General features: G+C 66.4%; 19 protein-coding genes. 8 read left to right on the forward strand and 11 right to left on the reverse strand.

All coding sequences use genetic code 11. The features are described 5' to 3' along the window. Window positions 1–22: 22 nt before the first annotated feature. A complete protein-coding gene (locus tag OB916_RS06450; RefSeq protein ID WP_315908467.1) occupies window positions 23–1,660 on the forward strand; it encodes an anthranilate synthase component I family protein in 1,638 nt (545 codons plus the stop codon). Beyond that, entirely contained in the window at window positions 1,657–2,283 is a 627-nt protein-coding gene (locus OB916_RS06455; RefSeq protein WP_315908468.1) for an anthranilate synthase component II, read from the forward strand. Before OB916_RS06450 ends, OB916_RS06455 begins: the two co-directional genes overlap by 4 nt. Window positions 2,284–2,301: 18 nt before the next feature. Here the strand turns inward: OB916_RS06455 and OB916_RS06460 are convergent, their stop codons facing one another. The 3 genes from OB916_RS06460 to OB916_RS06470 are packed head-to-tail and all read right to left on the reverse strand — an operon-like array spanning window position 2,302 to window position 4,729. Next, window positions 2,302–2,898, reverse strand: a complete 597-nt coding sequence (locus OB916_RS06460) for a hypothetical protein (protein ID WP_315908497.1) — start codon at window positions 2,896–2,898, stop codon at window positions 2,302–2,304. A gap of 59 nt (window positions 2,899–2,957) precedes the next feature. Next, complete coding sequence (locus OB916_RS06465; RefSeq protein WP_315908469.1) at window positions 2,958–3,578, reverse strand: hypothetical protein; 621 nt, start codon at window positions 3,576–3,578, stop codon at window positions 2,958–2,960. A 53-nt stretch (window positions 3,579–3,631) separates the two neighbouring features. Then, window positions 3,632–4,729: a metal-dependent hydrolase gene (locus OB916_RS06470; RefSeq protein ID WP_315908470.1), complete on the reverse strand. Its 1,098-nt coding sequence runs from the start codon at window positions 4,727–4,729 to the stop codon at window positions 3,632–3,634. Between the two features lie 170 nt (window positions 4,730–4,899). Here OB916_RS06470 and OB916_RS06475 point away from each other — a divergent pair, with 170 nt between their 5' ends. From OB916_RS06475 to OB916_RS06485, 3 genes are all read left to right on the forward strand, one after another. Further along, complete coding sequence (locus tag OB916_RS06475; protein WP_315908471.1) at window positions 4,900–5,475, forward strand: GNAT family N-acetyltransferase; 576 nt, start codon at window positions 4,900–4,902, stop codon at window positions 5,473–5,475. An 89-nt stretch (window positions 5,476–5,564) separates the two neighbouring features. Next, window positions 5,565–6,179, forward strand: a complete 615-nt coding sequence (locus OB916_RS06480; RefSeq protein ID WP_315908472.1) for a winged helix-turn-helix transcriptional regulator — start codon at window positions 5,565–5,567, stop codon at window positions 6,177–6,179. 104 nt (window positions 6,180–6,283) lie between these two features. Next, window positions 6,284–7,657: a phosphoglucomutase/phosphomannomutase family protein gene (locus OB916_RS06485; RefSeq protein ID WP_315908473.1), complete on the forward strand. Its 1,374-nt coding sequence runs from the start codon at window positions 6,284–6,286 to the stop codon at window positions 7,655–7,657. Here the strand turns inward: OB916_RS06485 and OB916_RS06490 are convergent. Further along, window positions 7,654–8,034, reverse strand: coding sequence for a GNAT family N-acetyltransferase (locus OB916_RS06490; protein WP_315908474.1), 381 nt, complete (start codon window positions 8,032–8,034; stop codon window positions 7,654–7,656). The genes OB916_RS06485 and OB916_RS06490 overlap by 4 nt on opposite strands. A gap of 2 nt (window positions 8,035–8,036) precedes the next feature. Next, on the reverse strand, window positions 8,037–8,237 hold the full coding sequence (gene samp2, locus OB916_RS06495; protein WP_315908475.1) for a ubiquitin-like small modifier protein SAMP2: 201 nt from the start codon (window positions 8,235–8,237) through the stop codon (window positions 8,037–8,039). Window positions 8,238–8,314: 77 nt separating this feature from the next. Here samp2 and OB916_RS06500 point away from each other — a divergent pair, with 77 nt between their 5' ends. Beyond that, window positions 8,315–9,292 (forward strand): replication factor C small subunit, encoded by a 978-nt coding sequence (locus OB916_RS06500; RefSeq protein WP_315908476.1) that lies wholly within the window; start codon window positions 8,315–8,317, stop codon window positions 9,290–9,292. A gap of 75 nt (window positions 9,293–9,367) precedes the next feature. Here the strand turns inward: OB916_RS06500 and OB916_RS06505 are convergent, their stop codons facing one another. Genes OB916_RS06505 through OB916_RS06515 form a run of 3 tightly spaced genes read right to left on the reverse strand, consistent with a single transcriptional unit; the run spans window position 9,368 to window position 13,313 of the window. Continuing rightward, the gene (locus OB916_RS06505; RefSeq protein WP_315908477.1) at window positions 9,368–11,500 is read right to left on the reverse strand and encodes an alpha-amylase family glycosyl hydrolase; all 2,133 of its coding nucleotides are present in this window, start codon (window positions 11,498–11,500) and stop codon (window positions 9,368–9,370) included. Window positions 11,501–11,557: 57 nt separating this feature from the next. Beyond that, window positions 11,558–12,157: a hypothetical protein gene (locus tag OB916_RS06510; protein ID WP_315908478.1), complete on the reverse strand. Its 600-nt coding sequence runs from the start codon at window positions 12,155–12,157 to the stop codon at window positions 11,558–11,560. Continuing rightward, window positions 12,150–13,313: a DUF3179 domain-containing protein gene (locus OB916_RS06515; RefSeq protein ID WP_315908479.1), complete on the reverse strand. Its 1,164-nt coding sequence runs from the start codon at window positions 13,311–13,313 to the stop codon at window positions 12,150–12,152. The genes OB916_RS06510 and OB916_RS06515 overlap by 8 nt, the downstream gene beginning before the upstream one ends. A 144-nt stretch (window positions 13,314–13,457) precedes the next feature. Here OB916_RS06515 and alaS point away from each other — a divergent pair, with 144 nt between their 5' ends. Further along, on the forward strand, window positions 13,458–16,244 hold the full coding sequence (gene alaS / locus OB916_RS06520; RefSeq protein WP_315908480.1) for an alanine--tRNA ligase: 2,787 nt from the start codon (window positions 13,458–13,460) through the stop codon (window positions 16,242–16,244). A 17-nt stretch (window positions 16,245–16,261) separates the two neighbouring features. On the opposite strand, the gene OB916_RS06525 is transcribed toward alaS, so the two are convergent. Next, complete coding sequence (locus tag OB916_RS06525) at window positions 16,262–18,169, reverse strand: cation:proton antiporter domain-containing protein (RefSeq protein ID WP_315908481.1); 1,908 nt, start codon at window positions 18,167–18,169, stop codon at window positions 16,262–16,264. 171 nt (window positions 18,170–18,340) lie between these two features. Then, window positions 18,341–19,819: a tRNA guanosine(15) transglycosylase TgtA gene (tgtA, locus tag OB916_RS06530; RefSeq protein WP_315908482.1), complete on the reverse strand. Its 1,479-nt coding sequence runs from the start codon at window positions 19,817–19,819 to the stop codon at window positions 18,341–18,343. Between the two features lie 242 nt (window positions 19,820–20,061). Here tgtA and OB916_RS06535 point away from each other — a divergent pair, with 242 nt between their 5' ends. Beyond that, window positions 20,062–20,466, forward strand: coding sequence for a hypothetical protein (locus tag OB916_RS06535; protein WP_315908483.1), 405 nt, complete (start codon window positions 20,062–20,064; stop codon window positions 20,464–20,466). 114 nt (window positions 20,467–20,580) lie between these two features. On the opposite strand, the gene OB916_RS06540 is transcribed toward OB916_RS06535, so the two are convergent. Continuing rightward, window positions 20,581–21,840, reverse strand: coding sequence for a DNA double-strand break repair nuclease NurA (locus OB916_RS06540; protein ID WP_315908484.1), 1,260 nt, complete (start codon window positions 21,838–21,840; stop codon window positions 20,581–20,583). Between the last annotated feature and the right edge of the window lie 212 nt (window positions 21,841–22,052).

Below are 22,052 nucleotides of genomic sequence, written 5' to 3' on the forward strand. Positions count from 1 at the left end.
CCCCACCTGCTGTGAGCAGACAATGGGCGAACCGCGAGTCGTGACTGATCGTGAGTCCTTCCTGGCGACGGCGACAGAGGTGTCCGAAGACGCACGCGTCCCCGTCGAGGTCGCGGTCGAAGTCGAGGACCCCTTCAAGGCCTACCGACGCGCGCGAGACGGAGATGGAGGCGTCTACCTTGAAACCAGCGGCGGTCGATCGGGATGGGGATACTTCGGGGTCGACCCCGTCGAACTCGTCGAAACCGGCCCCGATGAGGGGGCGCTGGCGACGCTCGAATCGGTCATCGGCGAGGGATCGCTCGCACGCGGCGACTGCGACGTTCCCTATCCGTGTGGTGCGATCGGCTGGCTCTCCTATGACGTCGCCCGAGAGATCGAGTCGCTCCCGGAATCGGCCATCCGCGATCGAGACCTGCCGCGAATGCAACTGGGCGTCTACGACCGGCTGGCCGCCTGGCGCGAGCCGCGCGAGCGTCCGACGACGTTACACGTGACCGCCTGCCCGCGCGTGGGGGCCTTCGACGACGCGGCCGACGCCTACGAGCACGGTCGCGAACGGGCGCTCGCGCTGGCCGAGTCAGCTGTCGACGGCGATCCGACCGTCGGCTCACCGCCGGCTGACAGCGAGGAGGCGACGTTCCGAAGCGACTGTGGTCAGGCAGCCTTCGCCGACCGCGTCCGCAAGGTCAAAGAATACATCCGGGAGGGCGACACCTTCCAGGCGAACGTCTCGCACCGGCTTACCGCTCCGGCTGCCGCACATCCCGTTACCGTCTTCGACGCGCTTCGGTCGGTCAATCCGGCTCCGTATTCCGCTCTCCTGGAGTTTCCGGGCGTCGATCTGGTGAGTGCTAGCCCGGAACTCCTACTACATTGCGAGGACGACCGCAGGGAGTCCTCGAACATAGTGAGCGGGGAGGGACGACCGGCAAGCCGCGAGGACGACCGCAGGGAGTCCTCGAACATAGTGAGCGGTGAAACCGCGAGCCGCGAGGACGAGCAGAACGAGACCGCGGACGGAACGCGACTCGAAACCGAGCCGATCGCCGGGACGCGACCGCGTGGCGAGACGGCGGCGGCGGACGAGCGACTGGAAGCCGAACTGACCAGTGACGAGAAAGAGCGGGCGGAACACGCGATGCTCGTCGATCTCGAACGCAACGATCTCGGGAAGGTCAGCGAATACGGCAGCGTCGAGGTGAGCGAGTACCGGCGCGTCGATCGCTACAGCGAGGTGATGCACCTCGTGTCGCTGGTCGAGGGTCGCCTGCGCGCGGGGCAGACGCTCGCGGACGCGATCGAAGCGGTGTTCCCGGGGGGAACGATCACCGGCGCACCCAAACCCCGGACGATGGCGATCATCGACGAGGTCGAGTCGACCCGTCGTGGTCCGTATACGGGTTCGATCGGGATCTTCGGGCTCGACGACCGGGCGACGCTGAACATCGTCATCCGGACACTGGTCCGGTACGGCCGGGAGTACCACCTCCGGGTCGGCGCGGGGATCGTCCACGATTCGGACCCCCAGCGCGAATATCAGGAGACGCTGGACAAGGGACGAGCGCTGATCAACGCCGTCGACGCGGCCATCGAGGGCGGCCCGGACTTCTCCGTCGGGGAGAGCGACGCTACGACCGAGGGAGAGGAATCGCGATGAAAGGGCTATCGGTGCTGGTGGTCGACAACTACGACTCGTTCGCGTATAATCTCGTCCAGTACGTCGGTGAAATCGTCACGACCGAAGCGTGGTACGAGAGTGGGTCTTCGGGAGGAGCGAGTGGGGCGGTGATCGTCCGGCGCAACGACGCGATCGATATCGAGGGGATCCGCGACCTCGATCCGGACGCGATCGTCGTCTCGCCAGGGCCGGGCACGCCGGAGGAGGCAGGCGTCTCGATGGCGATCTTCGAGCAGTTGTCGATCCCAGCGCTCGGCGTGTGTCTGGGCCATCAGGCGCTCTGTGCAGCCAACGGCGCACCGGTTGGCCACGCACCGGACGTGGTCCACGGCAAGCCATCGACGATCACCCACGACGGGCAGGGTATCTTCACACAGCTTCCCGCGGCGTTCGACGTCGGCCGATATCACTCGCTGGCTGTCGAACGGACGGCGCTCCCCGACAGTCTGACCGAAACCGCCCGGACCGACGACGAACGGTCGATCGTCATGGCGGTTCGACACGAGTCGCGACCACACGTCGGCGTCCAGTTCCATCCCGAGAGTATTCTCACTGACCACGGCAAGCAATTGGTAGCGTCGTTCTTTCGGGAGTACTGCTGATCGCTTTGCCTCTCGCGGTCAGGTCCCGCTGAAGAACCGCTCGCCGATCGCCTCGGAGAGGTCCGAGAGGTAGATCCCGCCCCACAGCGCAACCAGGACCCCACCGATGGAGTTGTAGACGAGGTCCCACAGCGTGTCGTAGACGCCGTACTGGGTCAGCACCGTCGAGGTGCCCAGCTGTTCGGCCGCGATTCCGAGAGCAAACTCCAACAGTTCCCAGAGGACGCCGAACGCGAGGACGAACAGCAGGATGATCACGGCGACGAACTTCGAGGGCAGATACACGTCTTCGGAGTGCTCGTCGATCGCCCGCACCGTCGCATAGCCGGCGGCGGCCACGACCGACGCCGATAGCGCGTGCGTCACGTGGTCCCACCAGGGGATCGCCGAGTAGAACTTCCATCCCAGCCCCGGCACGCCGACTGTTCCGAGCGCGTGGAGGAACGCGGCGCTCGTGATCCACAGCGCGATCCGTGGGTCCAACGAGAGCTGGTAGTCGCGCTCGAGGATGGACGGAATACGTGCCACGAGCAGCGCCACGCCGGTATTGATCATGATGCCTGGGCTCCCGCGCTCGATCCCGATGAAGAACAGTCCGACGAGCGACAGCTCCATGAACCGCGTCAGTTGCGCCTGTCGGCGCTCGGAGAGACGGATCCTGGACCCGAGCCGACTCACGACCGCTCACCCCCGAGCTGGACGTCGTCGATTTCCTCTAGCATGGCTTCGACCGACTTCCGACGTCGACGGAAATACAGTGCGAACGTCACGCCCCCGAGAATTCCCGCTACGGCCGAGTAGAGCCACTCGTACATCAGATCGTCGTTCGTGGTGATGTAGTTGGTGCCGAGGTACACGTCGAATCCCCACTGTAGCAGTCCCCACAGCGCCGCCGACGCAAGCGTTGCGACGACGACGAGCACGACGGCAAACCACGGCGGGAACCGGATCGGTGTGAACGACTGCAACTCGACGGCGATTACCAGTGCGACCGCCGCGATGGCGAAGTACACCGAGAACTGGCCGGACAATCGATCGGTCCCGGTCGCGAGCCCGACGATCGGGAGCGCAGCTATCAACAGTACCTCCCAGGGCAGCATGACGTACGGCGACCGAAACGCCAGTGGCGGGATCAGCGCCAACACGACGACACCGAGCGCGAACACCGACCACAGCGGTCCGGTGGCGACGACGATCCCGACGGCGGTGCCACCTAGCAACACGATCAATAGCCACCCGATGATGGCGTTGTTGCGACTGTCGTGGAGCAGTGCGTCGAGCTCCGAGATTTCCATGTGAAGTCCCTGTGGACCGCTGGGCTTAAAATCCCTCGCGAACGCCGGTCCGATCACGCGACGAAGAGCACGTAGACGACCCCGTAGCTCCACAGGGCGATGGTGACCGCGCCGAGGGCGGCGAAGATCGCCTCGAACGGTGACGGGTACCGATCGAGAAGTCGATCGAGATCCACCGATGGAGCGTAGAGTCGCGGTGGATCCATCCACGAGAGTCGGAAATACCGAGCGGGGTTCCAGCCGGTGATCGAACCCCACCGACCTCGGCGGAGCCGCTGTGCCAGTGCAGACACGGAGCCCGGGAACGCCGCCAGAACCCCGGTAGCCGCGCCGACGCCCAGGATCGTGAACACGAAGTGATACGACACGTCCAGCGTCGGGGGCACGAGCACGATCGCTGCGACGCCGTAGACGACGCCGATCGCGGCGCGCGGGTCGAGCAACACCGTCGGTGATCGGTCGGCGACGCGAGCGACGGCGACGGCTGCGAGCCAGATGACAGACAGCTCGAGTGCGAACGCTCCCAGCAGGTGGATCGTCGGGTCGGCATGCAACAACACGGTCTGCTCGACGACCTGCACGTCGAGCGGATACAGCAGTCGTGGCGGATCGCCGGTTACCAGATCTCCCCACGGGTGAGACAGCAGGCCAGCGGTCGCGACGAGTGCGACCGTCGATCCGGACAGCCCGGTTCGGGTGCGGGCCAGTCTCGCGAGGACAAGGCCCGCAACGACGAACGTACCGATGACGACCGCACCGGAAAGGCCGCTGTAGAGCCACGCCGCCCAGACGAGCGACGCGAGGAACACGCTTGCGATACCGCGGACGGCAAGCCACCGGCGAGACGTGCTCGTCCCGGCGGCCCACGCGCCGAAGGCCGGGCCGGCTGCGAGCGCGATGAGCAGCGAGTGAGTGATCGAGCGATGGACCGCACGGCTGGCGTCCCAGAACACGCTGGGTTGGGTCAGCGTCCCGGCGTTCAGCCGGCCCACGTCGAGCGCCACCGCGGTATAGATCATGTCGACGTCGGGGATCGCAGCGAACGAGCCTGCGACGAGACCGAGCGCGAGCGCGCGACGGGCTGGCCAGCCTCGCCAGTCCGCGAACAGCGTCGCGAGGGCAAACGCCAGCAGCGCGTGTCCGATGAACACGGTACCAGTACGAGGACGAACGGTATAAGTTTCTCGCGGGCTGAAATGTGCTACCGAGTGTGTTCGCAGGGCGTACAGCAATCCGGACCGTCACGGCGCCGATCCCATCTCTGGCAGACGATATCGCGGATATGCCACCCTTTTTGACGGCCGGTAGCGTAGAGAGATGTATGTACGTCCGGGACGCGAAAAACCGCGAGGAGGTCTGGTTGCTCGATCGGATCGAAGAGATGGGCCTGGACGAGACGGCCTTCCGGTCGCGCGATTACGTCATCGCCATCGACGAGGAGACCAACGAGAAGGCCGGGTTCGGTCGGATCCGGATTCACAAGACAGACGACGAGTCCGTGTGTGAACTCACGAGCATCGGCGTCCTCGAAGCGTGGCGTGGCCAGGGCGTCGGCGCGCACGTCATCGAACGTCTGGTGCAGAAAGCGAGCGACGAGGGCTTCGAGATCGTCTACTCGCTGACCGACCAGCCCGAGTATCTGGCGCAATTCGGCTTCGAGGCGACCGACGCGGACGCCCTTCCCGAGAAGTTACGCGATCGGCTGGCCGAGAAGCGCGAAAAGATCCAGCCCGACGCCGTCCCGACGCACCTGCGCGTCGACGACTTCCGGGTCCCGCCTGGTCGCCGCGAGGCGTTCAAGGCGGCCGACGCCGAGGAGGACGACGAGCCGACCGAGTCGCCGGAAGACTTCGGAATCGATCCCGACGAGGCCACCTACAAGTACGATACGAGCTAGGCACGCCCGGGCTTGGCACTCGCAGGCGCCACAGAGACGGCGGCACGCAGGGGAAGTTATTTTACTCGTGGATCGCCTACCGGTGTACGATGAGCGACGAGGGGGTCGACGAGAGCAAGCGGGCGACGCTTCGGCGGTTCGCAGCGCTCGGGACCGCCGGGTCGATCGCTCGCTTTGCGGGTGGGGCCGAAGCCACGGCTGGCGATTCTGACGCTCGTGACGCCATCGTGGGCTATCTCGAAGCGACGCCCGGCGCGCACTTCTCGAAGATCCGCGACGACCTGCACCTGGGGACCGGCGAGACCCAGCACCATCTCCGGCAACTGCTCGAAACCGACACGATCGAAAGTCACGAGGACGGCGACTACCGTCGGTTCTTCCCCGCGGGCCGGTTCGACGACTTCGAGAAGACGGCACTGTCGTATCTCCGTCGGGACACCGTCCGTGGCATGCTGGTTGCGCTGCTCGAAGAACCCGAGGCGACCGGGAGCGATCTCGCCGAGGCGGTCGGCGTCTCCCGGTCGACGGTCAGCAAGTACGCGAGCGAACTCCAGACGGTCGGACTGCTCGACCGAACCGACGGTTACCGGATCGTGAACCCGGAGACGGTACTGCTGTTGCTCGTCCGGTACGCCGATTCGTTCGACGCCGACGCGGAATCGTTCGCCCGGGACGCCGCGTCGGTCGTCACCTACGATCCGTGAGCGACTCGGACGACGAACGATCCGTGAGCGACTCGGACGACGAACGATCCGTGAGCGACCCGCGATGAGGCATCTTTTTGCTCGCGGGGAGCACATCCGGAGGTATGGGAACTGACGCTGACGCCATCGAGTTTGGCACCGACGGCTGGCGAGCGACGCTGGACGTGTTCACGGAACCGCGCGTGCGAATGGTCGGCCAGGCGGTCGCGACATATCTCGAAGACGGCCCTGTCGCGGTCGGTTACGACGCCAGGGACAGTTCTCGGGGCTTCGCCGAGGAACTCGCCCGGACGCTGGCCGGCAACGGGATCGAGGTCCTGCTGAGCGAGCGCGACTGCCCGACGCCCGTGGTCGGCTGGACCGTCCGCGACCGGGAGCTGGCGGGCGCGCTGATGATCACGGCCAGTCACAATCCGCCGAATTACAACGGCGTGAAGTTCATCCCCGACGAGGGCGCGCCGGCACTGCCCGAGGTGACCGATCAACTCGAGGACCTGCTTGCCGCACCCGATCCGGTCCCGGAGTCCGAATACGGCGACGTTACTGAGGTCGACTTCGTCGAGCCGTACCTCGCGCACGCCCTGGAGTTCGTCGACGCCGACCTCTCGGGGCTGACCGTCGCCTACGACGCCATGCACGGCAGCGGCCGCGACGTGACCGGCGACCTGCTGGAGCGGGCCGGCGCGGACGTGATCGAACTCCGGTGTGAGCGCGATCCGGAGTTCGGCGGCACGTCCCCGGAGCCTGAGGCCGATCGCCTGCACGACCTCATCGAGACGGTCACCGACGGCGAGGCCGACCTGGGGATCGCCAACGACGGCGATGCCGACCGGATCAGCGTCGTCACCCCCGATGAAGGGTTCCTGGACCCGAGCCTCCAGTACGCCGTCCTCTACGAATTCCTCCTCGAAGACGAATCCGGGTCTGCCGTCCGGACGGTCTCGACGTCGAGCATCGTCGACAAGGTCGCCCGCGCGCACGGCGAGGAAATCGTCGAGACCGCGGTCGGGTTCAAGTGGGTCGCCCAGGCGATGAAAGACCACGACGCCCTCATGGGCGGCGAGGAGTCGGGCGGGTTCGGCATCACGAGCCACCTCCGCAACAAGGACGGCGTGCTGATCGCGCTGCTCGCGGCCGCCGCCGAGGCCGAGCAGCCGATCGACGACCGCGTCGCCGCGATCCACGACGAACACGGTCACGTCTTCCAGGACCGTATCAGCGTCGCCTGTCCCGACGCGCGAAAGGAGGGCGTCCTGGAAGAACTCGACGGTGCGCTGCCCGACGAACTCGCGGGTGCGACGGTCGCGTCGGTCAACACCGTCGACGGCTTCAAGATCACCTTCGAAGACGACACCTGGGTTCTGGTCCGCCCCAGCGGTACCGAGCCGAAGCTACGGGTCTACGCTGAAGCCGATAGCCCCGAACGCGTCGAGGAACTGCTCGACGCCGGCCGGGATCTTGTCGAACCGCTCGTCTAGACCGTTCGAACACCGTGATACCGTCCTGATTCTCGCTCGCGGATCTCGAATCCCAGCGACTCGTAGAACGGCCGCACGCGTTCGTCGAACTCGGCGACGACGCGCCCGTGACGGTCGATGAGTCGCTCGACCAGCGCCGTCCCGATTCCCTGGCCCTGTCGACGCTTGCGCACGGCGATCGCGTCGAGACGCACGCCACGCTCGGCCGGGAGCGTGACGGCAGCACCCAGCACTCGCCCGTCCTCGACGGCGACGAGCGTCCGCCCGTCGCTGCCGCTCTGTCGAACCGCGTCACGATCGGTTTCGAGGATCGCGGCGTCGAGAATCGCGAGGAGGGCGTCGATTTCTTCCGGTTTCGCCGTTCGCACGTGAACCATGACTAGCCGCCCTGGACGAGCCTGAGAACCCGGACGCGATCGACTTCGACGGGCTGGTCCTCCGGGACGGGCTGGCCGTCGACGACGATCGAGACCTCGTGTCGACTGTACTCCAGCGGCTCCAGCAGGTCCGCGTAGGTCCCACCCTCGCCGACTTCGACCTCGTGGGTTCCCTCGCCGACGACGTCGACGGTGACGCGCATGCCTGTAGGTTCGCGTGGGCGCACATCAGGATAGCGTTCTCGGGAAGTTTATCAGCGGGCGGGGCCACACCACAACCATGAGCGAGGCCGAGTCTGAGTCGCGGGCGGGTCGCGAAGAGGTCTGGATCGAGAAGTACCGACCCCAGACTCTTTCGGAGGTTGCCGGCCACGAGGGCATCATCGAACGCCTGCAGAGCTACGTCGACCGCAACGACCTGAGTCACATGTTATTTTCAGGACCTGCAGGGACAGGAAAAACCACGTCCGCCATGGCTATCGCCCGGGAACTGTACGGCGAGGACTGGCAGGACAATTTCCTGGAGCTGAACGCTTCCGACCAGCGCGGGATCGATGTCGTCCGCGACCGTGTCAAGTCCTTCGCGCGCACTTCTTTCGGCGGCTACGAGTATCGAATTATATTCCTTGATGAGGCCGACGCACTCACTTCCGAGGCCCAGTCAGCACTCCGTCGGACGATGGAGCAGTTCTCGAACAACGTTCGGTTCATCCTCTCGTGTAACTACTCCAGTCAGATCATCGACCCGATCCAGTCTCGCTGTGCCGTCTTTCGGTTCTCGCCGCTTTCCGACGAGGCGATCGAGGAGCAGATCCACCGGATCGCCGAGGCCGAAGGCATCGAGGTCACCGACGACGGCGTCGACGCGCTCGTCTACGTCGCCGGCGGGGATATGCGAAAGGCGATCAACGGTCTCCAGGCCGCTTCCGTGACCGGGAACGTCGTCGACGAGGACGCAGTCTTCGAGATCACCTCGACGGCTCGCCCCGAGGAGATCACCGCGATGGTCGAGCAGGCTCTGGACGGCGACTTCACTGCCGCGCGCTCGGAACTCGATCGACTGTTGACCGACCAGGGAATCGCCGGCGGGGACGTCCTCGATCAGATCCATCGCTCGGTCTGGGAGTTCGACGTCGGCGACGAGGCCGCCGTGCGCATCCTCGATCGCGTCGGCGAGGCCGACTACCGGATCACCGAAGGGGCGAACGAGCGCATCCAACTCGAAGCACTGCTGGCGTCGCTGGCGCTGGAAGAGTGAGGTCGAGCCCGAACACGCGCCCGTGAGGTACCTCGGGGCTTGTCCCCGGGACACTCGCCCTGTTCTGTCCGTCGATCACCGCGCCCGGAGCACGGCTGCGTTTTCGACTGTGGCGACGCTGTCTTCGGTGGCCACTGGCTCGCCAGTGACGACGTCCGTCTCCGCGACCGCTTCAGGGAGTTCGACTTCGGCGGTCCCGTCACCGAAGTGCAGAACGACCAGCAACCGCTCGTCACCGTCCCGGCCGAAGGCCGTCACCCGGTCGGGATCGCCGTCGAGGACCGTACACTCGACCGGCTCGACGTCGCCGTCGATCAGCGCCGGCGTCGACTCCCTGGTCTCGATCAGCGCCCGGACGTATCGGGCCAGTTCGCGATCGCCGCTCACCCAGTTCATGTCCGCTCGCGTCTCCGTCAGGCCGGTTTCCTGTCCGTAGTAGACCATCGGGACGCCGGGTAGCGTGAACGTCGCCGTCACGGCCGTGAGGAGCGCGTCTCGACCACACTCCTCGAGATAGCGGTCCTCGTCGTGGTTGTCGACGTAGCGCATCGGGACGTAGTCCTCGCGGATCCCGTCGACGGCGGGGCTTTCGGCGACGTCGAGCAGGTCGTCGGCCGGTCGCTCGCCGCGGCCGATCTCCCGGAGGCCGTAGTAGTGACCGGTGTCGTAGTGCATGTCGAACTCCAATTCGCCGCCATGTGGATCGCGTGGGACCGTCTCGTCAAGCAACAGGAAGTCGCCGTCGAAGGCGCTGTGTTCGTCTCTGACGCGCTTGCGGACTTCCTTCCAGAAGCCGTGGGGGACGCCCCAGGCGACGTCACACCGGAACCCGTCGACCACCTCGGCCCACTCGTCGACGACGTCGAGGACGTGTTCCCGGACCGCGAGCGAATCGTAGTTCAGGTTCGGCAGCGTCCACCAGTCGAAGTAGTGATCGTAGACCTGCTCGACCTCGCCGGTCGATTCCTCGCGGATCCGTTCGGAGACGAACACCTCTTCGGTGTCCTGCCAGGTGTACCACCCGGCGTACTCGGAGACGCCGCGGGCGCTCTGCTGGAAGGCCGGGTGTTCGCGAGCGGTATGGTTGACTACGAGGTCGAACAGGACGTGGATGCCGGCGTCGTGGCAGGCCGCGACGAACGACTCGAAGTCTTCCCGGGTTCCGAGATCCGGTGCGACGTCGAAGTAGTCGACGATGTCGTACCCGTGGGGGCCGTGCTCGGCGTCGTCGCCCATCGCCGCGCTCCGGGATTCGAGGACCGGCGTCAGCCAGAGCATGTCGATCCCCAGCCACTCCAGGTAGGGAACCCGCTCTTCGAGACGCTCGAACGTGACGCCGCTATCGCCGACGAACGACCGCACGAAAATCTCGTACATCGTCGCGCCCTCCAGCCACTCCGGGGGCTCGTTTGGCCGCTCGACGGTCCCGTCCGCCTCGATCCGGACGGTGTCGCTGACGCCGGGCCGCTGGCCGACCGCGACCGCGTGAACTCGGAGCCGCTCGTCGATCGCCGCCAGCGGACAGCGAGCCTCGTGACCGGCCACTTCGAATTGATCCTCGCCCGGTGCGCGTAGCGCCTCCCGGTCCCTGTCGTCGACGTAGAACTCGACGGACAGGTCCTCTGGATCGGTGTCGCTGTGCGGGCCGGGCATCGCGTCGGCCTCGATCACGACCTCCTCGCCGTCGGGTCCAGACTCGATCCGGGCGTCCAGCCGAACTCGCGGCCGTTCGGGGCCGTCGACAGTCGTGCTCCCCCAGTCACCTCCCATGAAGTCGTCGCCGACGGTGATCGCGTAGTTGTACCGGCCTGGAGGAACCGAGTCCTCGAAGACGTAGGTCTCCTCGACCAGCTCGGGCTGTAGCTCCCCGACGACGAAGTCGTTGAACGTCGTGGTGACCCAGACGTCTTCCGGATCGTGTTCGGGCAGCTCGTCAGCGTCGCACTCCACTCGGAACGGCTGGGTGACGTCCTCGGAGGCTCTGACGGTCAGGTCGTGTCGCCCGTCGGGCGCGTCGAGTTCGAGCTGATAGACCCCCGGCTCGTCCGGAACGAGATGTTCGACTGGATCATCCCCGACGGACGCGTCGCTGTCGGTCGGTCGGTCGCGAAGCGTCCACGAGAAGTTCGCCCCGGGATCCGGACGGCGCGGCGCGAGTTCGACGTCGGTGCCGACGGTGACGAATCGTGGGGGGCCAGGATGGTGCACACGTCCATGCTGTCGTGTGGTTCACTTACCTCTTTCTCGACTGTCCGTGTCCGGCGGTTACTCGATCGCTTCCGGTTCGAACTGCCGGACGACGACGAGCAGCGTCCCCACCAACAGCAGGACTGACACGGGAAGCAGGAACTGGAACGCCGTCAGGAGCGTACTCGACGCCTGGATGCCGAACGCGATGAGCACGATCGGGCCACAGCAGGCGCTTCCCGAGAGGACGGCCGGAACGCCCGCCAGCAACGGTGCCGAGGATTCGCCGACTCCACACGAGGCGGGCTGTCGCCAGGCGACCGTCGTCACCGCCAGATTCAGCCCGACCAGCAGGGCCACGCCGAGGCCCAGGACGGTGTTGAACGAGAACAGGTACGTCAGCGGGCCGATCCGGACGCGCGCGACCGGTTCGAACGACAGCGGCCCGAGCGCGGGCTGGAAGAGCCGCCCGAGCGGATCGGCGACGACGAACACGTCGTACCCGCCCAGTCCGGGTACGAGATGGCCGATCGCCCAGAGGTAGATCACTAGATAACCGACCGTCGTCGCGAGGAGGACGCTCCTCCCGTCCCGCCGTCGGACGGTCAGATCGATCCCGGCCCGCGTCCGCGCGAACGTGGATTCGACTGCTGTTCTCGGAGTGGCGGTTTCAGACATGGACGCTCGTCCAGGGGTAGAAGCCGCTCCAGGCGAACCACATGGCGTCGAACGCGTGGATCCGCTGTAGCGGCAGGTTCTCGGGTCGGTAGTCGGTTCCGTCCGCGGCAGTGACTGTCGCTCCGTCGTGGTCGAACTCGCGTCGCTCGGGGTTCAGATAGACGTACCCCGTTTCGAGCCGCGGGTCGGCGACGGCGAGGGTGGGCGTCTCACAGAGTCGCCCCGTCATCACGCCCGCCTCGAGCAGGGCTTCCTTGCCGAAAGCGACGGCCCCGGCCGGCGTCCGGGCGCCGATGAACACTCGCTTGGGGTGAAACCGGTCGTCCGGATTGAGCCGGGCGAACGGCGTCGATCCTCCCTTGTAGTGCCCGCTCGGTGGGTTGTACGAGCCGTACGGGTCTCGGCCGTAGTTGCGCGCGTATCCCGTGTCGGTCGTCAGGACCCGCGTCTCCGGATGGTGGGTTCGCCACCGCTCCCAGCTCGTCCAGACCAGCCGGACCTCCCGGAGGGATACCGTCGGCGGGTCCTCGTTCCACGGTCCCGGGATCGCCGTCGCCAGCACCTGGGGCCACCAGGCTTCGCTCACGCGGTCGTACATCACGAGGTTGTTGTTGATGAGCCGCCCGGAGACGCCGAAGGTCGTCTCGCCGCGGTCGAACCCCAGCACCGTTCCGGTCAGCGGGCAGTACGTGACCGCGAGCGACTGGTCGCCGACGGTGTCGTTGACGATCTCGTGGTGGACGAGAACCTTCTGGGGGTAGGCCTTCGCGACGTCGTCGCGGACGATCCCGAACACTGGATCGCCCTCGGAGAGGAACCCGACCGAACCCGCGTTCGCGAACGACGGATCGTCGATCGAGGGAATACCGTCTTTGGGTGGCCCGCCGGAGCGCGCCTCCTGCCGGAGTGCCGACGGGGATCGCGGCAGCGGCAACCGTTCGCTGGCGGAGGGGACTGCTGGCGGCTGCTGGCCCGCGTCCGTCCTCTCGATCGGCTCGGCACAGCCGGTCGAGTCCGCCGCCCCTGTCGTCCCGGCTCCGTCGGCGGATACCCCGTCGGGGTCGTAGTTCCCGTACCCGTCGTTGACGGACCCACAGCCGGCGAGAGCAGCGACGCCCCCGGCGGCGAGGTAGCGTCTCCTCGTGATACGGCTCATGTATTACCACAGGCGTGGAACAGTATTAACGATTAAGCGATTGTGTATCCCGGACGCACGAACTGAAATTGGTATCGGTTACTCTATCGCGTCGTGGGACGCCAACGGAACTGATTTAGGCGCGGACCGGGCAAGAGTACGCTAATGAGCGACCTCACCGAGGAATACCGGCTCGAGTATTTCGACGAGCACGGGTTCCATCGCAAGGAGTGTTCGGAGTGTGGGGATCACTTCTGGACGCTCGATGCCGATCGGGAGACCTGCGGGGAGCCGCCGTGTGACGAGTACAGCTTCATCGACGACCCCGGATTCGAGTCGGAACTCGACCTGGGGGAGATGCGCGAGGCGTTCCTCTCGTACTTCGAGGACCGCGATCATACGCGGATCGAGCCCTATCCCGTCGCCGCCAATCGCTGGCGCGACGACGTCTTGCTCACGCAGGCGTCGATTTACGACTTCCAGCCGCTGGTCACGTCGGGCGAGACGCCGCCGCCGGCGAACCCGCTGTGTATCAGCCAGCCCTGCATCCGCATGCAGGACATCGACAACGTGGGCAAGACGGGACGGCACACCATGGCCTTCGAGATGATGGCCCACCACGCGTTCAACGCCAAAGAGGACGTCGACGAGTACGCCTACGAGGGCGAGGTCTACTGGAAAGAGGAGACCGTCGAGTACTGCATGGGGCTGTTCGAGGAACTGGGTGCCGATCTCGAGGAACTCACACTCATCGAGGATCCGTGGGTCGGCGGTGGCAACGCCGGCCCCGCCTTCGAGGTCATCTACAAGGGTGCGGAACTGGCGACGCTCGTCTTCATGCAGTTCGAGCAGGATCCCGACGGCGACTACGAGATGAAAGACGGAAACACCTACTCGGAGATGGACACCTACATCGTCGACACCGGCTACGGTCTCGAGCGGTGGACCTGGGTCTCACAGGGGACGCCGACCGTCTACGAGGCCGTCTATCCGGAGATGATCGACTTCCTCACCGACAACGCGGGCATCGACTACACCGACGAGGAACGAGCGATCGTCAACGACGCCGCCCGGCTGTCGGGCAACCTCGACATCGACGACGTCGACGACGTTGAGGCCGCTCGCGGGGAGATCGCGGATCGGCTGGGCGTCGACGTCGACCGCCTGCGCGAGCTGGTCGAACCGCTGGAGACGATCTACGCCATCGCCGATCACTCCCGGACGCTGGCGTACATGCTGGGCGACGGGATCGTCCCCAGCAACGTCGGGACGGGCTATCTCGCCCGGATGGTACTGCGCCGTACGAAGCGACTGGTCGATACGGTCGGCGTCGACGCGCCACTCGACGAACTCGTCGATATGCAGGCCGAGCGGCTCGGATATACCAACCGGGACACGATTCGCGACATCGTCCGTACGGAGGTCGAGAAGTACCGCGAGACGCTCGATCGTGGGGGCCGACGCGTCCGCCAGCTGGCCGAGGCGTACGCCGACTCCGGCGAACCGATCCCCGAGGACGAACTGATCGAACTGTACGACTCCCACGGGATCCAGCCCGACATGGTCGAGGAGATCGCCGACGAACACGACGTCGCGGTCGAGACGCCAGACGACTTCTACGCGCTGGTGGCCGATCGCCACGAAGAGGGCGACGAGACCGCACGCGAGGACTCGGGGATGCCCTACGACGATCGGCTGGCCGAGTTGCCGGAGACGGATCGGCTCTACTACGAGGACCAGCAGCGCACCGACTTCGAGGCGATGGTGCTCGAGGTGTTCGATCGGGAGGACGGCAACTACGACGTGGTGCTCGATCAGACGATGTTCTATCCCGAGGGCGGTGGCCAGCCGCCGGACCACGGCACGCTCTCGACCGACGACGTCACGGCCGAGGTCGTCGACACGCAGATCTCCGACGGCGTGATCGTCCACACGGCGACCGACGACCCCGGAAAAGGTGAGTTCGTCCGCGGCCAGATCGACGCGACGCGCCGCCGCCGGCTCATGCGTCACCACACGGCGACTCACGTCGTCATCCACAGCGCCCGGCAGGTGCTGGGTGAACACGTCCGCCAGGCCGGGGCCCAGAAGGGAACCGGGTCCGCGCGGATCGACATCCGCCACTACGAGTCGATCACCCGCGAGCAGGTCAAAGAGATCGAACACCGCGCCAACGAACTCGTCATGGAGAACGTCCCGGTCACGCAGGACTGGCCCGACCGCCACGAGGCCGAAGACGAGCACGGATTCGACCTCTACCAGGGCGGGATCCCGCCGGGCGAACAGATCCGGATCATCAAAGTCAGCGAGGACGTCCAGGCTTGCGGTGGCACACACGTCGCCCGGACCGGCGACATCGGCGCGATCAAGATCCAGAACACCGAGCGCATCCAGGACGGCGTCATCCGGATCACGTTCGCGGCCGGCGACGCGGCCATCGACGCCACCCAGCGGACTGAGGACGCGCTCTACGAGGCCGCCGACGTGCTGGACGTCAATCCCGAGGAAGTGCCGGAAACCGCCGAGCGGTTCTTCGAGGAGTGGAAGGCACGCGGCAAGGAGATCGAGGACCTCAAAGAGCAACTCGCCGAGGCCCGGGCGGGCGGCGGCGCCGACGCCGAAGAGATCGAGGTCGCCGGCATCACCGCGGTGATCCAGCGGATCGACGCCGACATGGACGAACTCCGGGCGCAGGCCAACGCCATCGTCGAACAGGGCTCGATCGCCGTCCTGGGCTCGGGAGCCGACGGCGCGACGTTCGTCGTGGGCGTCCCCGACGGCGTCGAGGTCGACGCCGGGCAGGTCGTCGGCGAACTCGCGGGGCGCGTCGGCGGCGGCGGTGGCGGCCCGCCGGACTTCGCACAGGGCGGCGGCCCCGACGCCGAGAAGCTGGACGACGCGCTCGCGCAAGCGCCCGAGATTCTCAAGACCGTCACCGCGTCCGAAGAGTGACTGCAGACGATCGTGCCTTACTGTTCGCAGAGCCTGACGGCTTGCTGTACCGGTTCCGGCCGCCCAATGAAGGTGAGATGGTCGCCTCTTTCGATCTCCTGATCGGGGTGTGGTAGCTGGCTGTTTCCGTCACGGCTGACGAGGGCGAGATGCGCGCCGTCCGGGAGTTCCGCGGAGAGCTGCGCGACCGTCATCCCGACGCGGTCGCTGTCCGTGACTTCGATCTCCTGTACGTCGCCGGTTTCGTCGAGTTCCGTCATCCAGCGGGCGATGGCAGGCCGCTCGATGAAGTTGTCCATCGACCACGCAACCGAGCGCCAACTCGGCACCGTCTCGACGTCGAGATCCTCGAACGCGTCGGTGTTCGTCGGCTCGTTCACCCGGGCGATGACGCGCTCCACGTCGAATCGGTTTTTCGCCAGTTGACTGACCAGCATGTTGACGTCGTCGTCACCCGTCGCGACGGCGACGATCTTGGCGTTTTCGATGCCCGCGTCCTCGAGCGTGCCCCTGTCGGTCGCATCTCCCTGTCGAACGGTGTATCCACTGCCCCGGAGTCGCTCGACGACGTCCGGGTCCGAGTCGACGATCACGACTTCTTCGTCCCGATCTTCGAGTCGGTCCGCCAGTTCCTGCCCGATTCGACCACCGCCGACGATGAGCACTCGCTTGGGAATCACGTTCAGTGCCTGTGCGATGTGTCGTGCGCCACCGCCTTCAAACACGACGGTCAGGACGATGACGAGAAACACCATCCCGACGAGCGTCGTCGCTTCGGGGTTCTGCGCTGCCGGGCTCTGTGCGTTCAGTTCCAGTGCGAAAAGCGTCGCGACCGACGCGGGGATGATCCCGCGTGGCCCCATCGCACTCATGAACGCCCGTTCCCGCAACGAGAAGGTGTCCCCGACCGTACAGAGCATCACCGCGAGCGGCCGGATGGCTGCCGCGATGAGGACCGCCGCCGCCAGGCCGGCCAGCCCGAGCGTCTGGAGGTCGCTCAACGACAGCAGCGAGGCAAGCGTAATGAACACGAAGGAGTTGACCAGCAGCGTCACGTCGCCCTTGAACTGCTCGACCGCCTCCCGGTAGGGGATGTCGAGGTTCCCGAGGACGAACCCGCCGGCCGCGACCGCGGCGATCCCGGCTTCGGAGTGCCCGGTTCCGACGATCCCGGAGAAGAGCAACGTGTACGAGGACTCAGCGGCCCCGTAGGCGATCAGCGCGGTGACGAGCACGATCAGCCGAGCGTTCTGTGGCCCGTTGTCCGAGCGCCCCAGTCGTCGGAGGACGACCCACGCGAGTAGCGCGACGACGATCCCGACCGCGATGCCAGTCCCGAACTGCAACAGGAACCCGCTGACAACTCGCTCGACGCCGCGACGGCTGAGAACGACGTACTCGAAGGTGACGACCGCGAGGATCGCCGCCGTCACGTCGTTGACGACGCCTTCCGTCTCCAGCGCCGAAGCGACCCGCTCGCGGACCATCACGACGTCCATGATCGGCGTGATGACCGTCGGGCCAGTCGCGACCAGCAACGATCCGACCAGCAGCGAGACGTCCCACGCCGCCCCCAGGAGATAATGGACGACGACTGTCGTTCCGACGAGCGTGACGACCGCCCCGACCGTGACGAGCCGGAGCGTCACCCGGGGTGCCTCTCGCAGCCGTTCGGCCTCGAGCGAGAACGCCCCCTCGAAGACGATGATCGCGACGCTGAGTCCGACGATCGCCGGCAGCGCGCCGCTTGCCCCGCCGAAGACCGCCGGCGTCACGAGCCCGATTCCCTCCGGGCCGACGACGATGCCCGTGAGGATCAAAAAGAGGACACTCGGGACTTGCAGCCTGTCAGCGAGAATCTTCGAGCCAACACCTAGTCCGGCGATGGTCGTGACGACTGTGATAATCTCGACGGTGCTGCTCACAGTCGCACCTATCTACGGGGAATCGAATCAACGTGACGACTTGCGCTTCGACCGGGTGGGGTCGCTGACCCACCGGACAAACGAGCACCCGGCGCCACTGGCCGTCAGTACCGGCGTCTCGCGTCTGTGCCTGGCAGTGCCGATATGCAACACGTCCGTGCCGGGATGCTCCTATCCGTGCCCGGAGACGTCGGCACGCTCGACAGCGTCGGGGAGGTCCGCGAGCACGTCCGCCGGCCAGTCCCACAGCGCCACGGTGAACGTCGCGTCGGGATTGGCCGCGACGAGCCACCGGATTCCCTCGGCGGCGGCCGCGTAGGCCTGGCGTTCGAACCGTTCGGGTACCTCTGCGGTCAGCGGATAGGCCTCCGCGAGCGCCGGCGGGTACGGGCCGAACGGCGGGGTGACGGTCCAGCTCTCGTCGAACGTCTCGTCGAGGGCGTCCCGGTCGCTCGCCAGCAGTATCTCACCGTCGAGGTCGAACCGCTTGAGTCGCTGGTGGTGACGGCGGACCTCGGGTCGGCGTGCGCTCTCGGTCGAGACGTGGAAGAAGGCGTCTTTCGTCGCGGGATCGCTCGCCTCCAGCCGGTCGGCGTCGTCCAGCAGGGTCCGGTAGCCGTCCAGCATCGTCGGGTGGTTGCGCGCCCGCGTCTCGACCAGCTCGAAGAGGTTCCCGCGGCGGACGGCCTGTTTCACCCGGCGCATCTCGCCGAAGGAGACGTGCAGGTTGTGCTCGGCGAGCAACCGTTCGGAGCGGTCGTCGTCCATCTCTCGGAGTTCTTCTGGCGTGTGCTCGCTACAGATCGGACACTCACACGGGAAGTACTCCAGTTCGTCGAGATGTTCGGTGCCCCGGACCGTCAGATAGCGCTCGTCACGGGCGTACAGCGCGTAGGCAGCCGAATCGAACAGGTCACAGCCCATCGCGACCGCCAGGGCGAACATCATCGGGTGGCCCGCCCCGAACAGGTGGACCGGCGCGTCCCCGCCGAGGCCACGCTTGACCGCACCGACGATCTCGGCGACGTCGGCGTATCGATAGTTGTTCAACAGCGGGACGACCGCGCCGATCGGGAAGACGTCCAGGCTCGTCCCGTAGGCGTGCTCGGCGGCCTCTGTCCGAAGATCGCGATAGGTCGACCCCTGGATCGGCGCGTTGACCAGCATCTCGCCGACGTCGAGGTCCGCGGCGATCTCCAGACGTTGCCGGGTCGTCGCCAGTTCCCGTTCGGCCTGCTCGCGCTCGACGTCCGGTGGAGTCGGGATGTCGACCGGCGTCCCGACGTCGCTGCCGATCTCGCGCTGGAACTCGAGGATCTCGGTGGTCGTCACGTCGATCTCCCCGTATTCGGCCAGCTGGAACGATCCCGAATCGGTCACGATCGCCCCCGAGAAGTCGAGCAGGTCGTGCAGACCCTGTTTGAGGGCGTCCTCGCGGAGGTCGTCGCTACCGTGGAGGATGTAGCTGTTGGTGATCAGGATCTCCGCGCCGAACTCCGCTTCGAGCCGGGCGGGCTCGATCGTCTGGACGTGCGGATTGACCACCGGCATGAGCGCAGGTGTCTCGACGGTGACGTCGGCCCGTGGCACGTGCAACTCGCCGATTCGGGCCGCCCCGTCGTAGGTCCGGACTTCGAACGCGTCGCGCATTACCCGTCTCTCCGGGGAGTACGTCACTAAGGCTTGCGTTCGGGCGACGCCCGGAACCGGCATCGAGGACGCCGCCGACGCTGCCGTTCACCTGGCCAGCGACATGAGCCTACGTCAACGGCGAATCACTGGTCGTCGACGGCGAGCAAACCAGTACCTGGCCGACAGGACTGTCTGTCGTCGTGACAGCAGTAACTCGACCCCAGGATACCGTTAAGAGGGTTGCTGTATCATATATTGACATGTCTGCCGAGGAGACGTACGTCCCGGGGGTCGTCTGGTGGCTCATCGTCGCCACGGTCGTCGGACTCGTCCTGGTGGCGGCGTTCTGGCGGCCGGAGGCGGCAGTCACGCGTCCGGATCCGTTCGGACTCGACGAGCGAACGTGGGTCGAGGGGGTTGCGTACGGGGTGTTGACGCTGTCCCTCCTCTATGCACTCGCACCGACCGCAGAGCCCGCGGGGATCTCCCCACTCGCTGTGTCAGTGTTCGTGATCGTGCTCGCTGCCCTCGTCGAGACTGGGCAGGCGCTGTCCGGCGTGGCGACGTTCCAGGTGATCGATCTCACCGCCGCGATCGCGTGTTCGGTCGGCGTCGCGCTCGTCTGGGACGCCGGTCGTCGCGCGCTCCGGATGCCGCCGGCGTAGTCTGAGAACATTCCCGCCGGCGTAGCTCGAGATATGCCCGCTGGCGTCGGCCGAGAATGTATTCGTCGGCGTAGCTCGGGATATGCCCGCTGGCGTCGGCCGGCAGTGCGATCGCTAGAGGCCGCCGTCGACGTCGAGCGAGACGCCCCACCGCTCGTCGTTGTACTGGCGCTGGCGTTCGCTGTCGAACTGTCGTTCGATCGTCTGCCGGAGCATCTCCTTGCCCTCGCGATCGATCCGGGCGAGTTCGTCGGCCTTGGCCACGGGTAGCGGCGGGCCCTGCTCGGCGGCGATTTCACCGAGCAGATGGCGTGTCAACTGCTCTCGGGTCTCCTCGTCTCGCGTGATGGCGTAGGGAGCTTCGATCCGGTAGGTCACGTCCAGGCGGGGATCGTAGACGACGAAAAAGGTCACCTCGTAGGCCTCGCGATCGAGGTCCATATCCAGTCCCAGGCCGTCGCCTTGCGTCGAGAGCGGCCGGTCGGTCCCGAGCCGCGACCGGAACCAGTTCGTGCAGGTCAGCGCGTCCGTCCGGAGATCGCCGCCGTCGTCACGGCGGGCCAGTACCTGCGTGAAAAACGCCGCGTCGTTGGCCCACGGGGCGTTGGTCTCGGACCGGACGACCCGCGTGATGGCGTTGCTCGCGCTGTTTTTGACGAACCCGACCAGCGGTACGTCCCGGTCGACGAACGTCTCGACCAGCTCGACGTAGTTCTGAATCACGCTGCGCGGGCGCTCGTGATCGCGAAGCAGCGTCGCCAGTTCGGGATGGCGGTCGGCCCACTTCAACAGCCCCGTCGGGTAGATCGGCCCGTCGAGGATCAGCAGGTCTTCGACCACGTCGGCCTGCAACTGCGCGTGGTGGCTCTCGGCGAGATACAGCGCCAGCGCGTGGACGACCGTCTGGGCGTACCGATCGACCCGCGGGACCTGCACGATCCGCTGGCGGGTGTATCCCTCGTCGTAGGCCAGCCACTCGCCCCCCAGGTTGACAGTCGCGTCGTTGGTGTGGGCGCTGACGACCACAGTCCGGCCGCGATGCAGGTCCAGGTCCGACGGGACGGCGCTCATCGCGGCCTGGGCGACGTCCAGCACCAGCCCGTTCTTGAACGTCGTGGGGTTGATCGTCCCCGAGTCCAGCCCGTGCTGGGTGTCGAACGGCGACGCCGCGAGCGCGGCGTCCTCCAGATCGATCACCCGGCGGCGCTGCTCGCCCAGCGGTTCGAGCACGGGATCGCCGTCGGCGTACAGCGGGTCGAGAAACTTCTCCCAGACCGTCTCGGCCAGTCCCTGGTGGTCGGTGTCGCTCACACCCCGTCCGAGCTGGCCCGCGAGTCGTGCGATCCCCTCGATGTGCACCGGGTCGAGCGTCATGGCTCCCCTTTCGGGGGACGGCACAAAAACGGCGGCGGTCGCTGGCCCAGAAGTCGAGATAGACCGGGCTATCGCGGTTCGAGGAACGCGGACAGCGCCGGCTGGAATCCCAGGCTCGCGACAGTCGCGAGCGCCGTGGCCCCGGCCAGGAGGAGATGCAGCGTCCGGGCGCCCGCGGCACTGACCGCCCAGCCGGAGCCGAGCGGACGACG

Source organism: Halapricum hydrolyticum, assembly GCF_025517535.1.
GTDB lineage: Archaea > Halobacteriota > Halobacteria > Halobacteriales > Haloarculaceae > Halapricum > Halapricum hydrolyticum.

Bases quoted from the DNA above. Each gene is read 5' to 3' on its own strand.
- OB916_RS06450 (WP_315908467.1), top strand. From the start codon at position 23: ATGGGCGAACCGCGAGTCGTGACTGATCGTGAGTCCTTCCTGGCGACG.
- OB916_RS06455 (WP_315908468.1), top strand. From the start codon at position 1,657: ATGAAAGGGCTATCGGTGCTGGTGGTCGACAACTACGACTCGTTCGCG.
- OB916_RS06460 (WP_315908497.1), bottom strand. From the start codon at position 2,898: ATGGAGCTGTCGCTCGTCGGACTGTTCTTCATCGGGATCGAGCGCGGG.
- OB916_RS06465 (WP_315908469.1), bottom strand. From the start codon at position 3,578: ATGGAAATCTCGGAGCTCGACGCACTGCTCCACGACAGTCGCAACAAC.
- OB916_RS06475 (WP_315908471.1), top strand. From the start codon at position 4,900: ATGTACGTCCGGGACGCGAAAAACCGCGAGGAGGTCTGGTTGCTCGAT.
- OB916_RS06480 (WP_315908472.1), top strand. From the start codon at position 5,565: ATGAGCGACGAGGGGGTCGACGAGAGCAAGCGGGCGACGCTTCGGCGG.
- OB916_RS06485 (WP_315908473.1), top strand. From the start codon at position 6,284: ATGGGAACTGACGCTGACGCCATCGAGTTTGGCACCGACGGCTGGCGA.
- OB916_RS06490 (WP_315908474.1), bottom strand. From the start codon at position 8,034: ATGGTTCACGTGCGAACGGCGAAACCGGAAGAAATCGACGCCCTCCTC.
- samp2 (WP_315908475.1), bottom strand. From the start codon at position 8,237: ATGCGCGTCACCGTCGACGTCGTCGGCGAGGGAACCCACGAGGTCGAA.
- OB916_RS06500 (WP_315908476.1), top strand. From the start codon at position 8,315: ATGAGCGAGGCCGAGTCTGAGTCGCGGGCGGGTCGCGAAGAGGTCTGG.
- OB916_RS06510 (WP_315908478.1), bottom strand. From the start codon at position 12,157: ATGTCTGAAACCGCCACTCCGAGAACAGCAGTCGAATCCACGTTCGCG.
- OB916_RS06515 (WP_315908479.1), bottom strand. From the start codon at position 13,313: ATGAGCCGTATCACGAGGAGACGCTACCTCGCCGCCGGGGGCGTCGCT.
- alaS (WP_315908480.1), top strand. From the start codon at position 13,458: ATGAGCGACCTCACCGAGGAATACCGGCTCGAGTATTTCGACGAGCAC.
- tgtA (WP_315908482.1), bottom strand. From the start codon at position 19,819: ATGCGCGACGCGTTCGAAGTCCGGACCTACGACGGGGCGGCCCGAATC.
- OB916_RS06535 (WP_315908483.1), top strand. From the start codon at position 20,062: ATGTCTGCCGAGGAGACGTACGTCCCGGGGGTCGTCTGGTGGCTCATC.
- OB916_RS06540 (WP_315908484.1), bottom strand. From the start codon at position 21,840: ATGACGCTCGACCCGGTGCACATCGAGGGGATCGCACGACTCGCGGGC.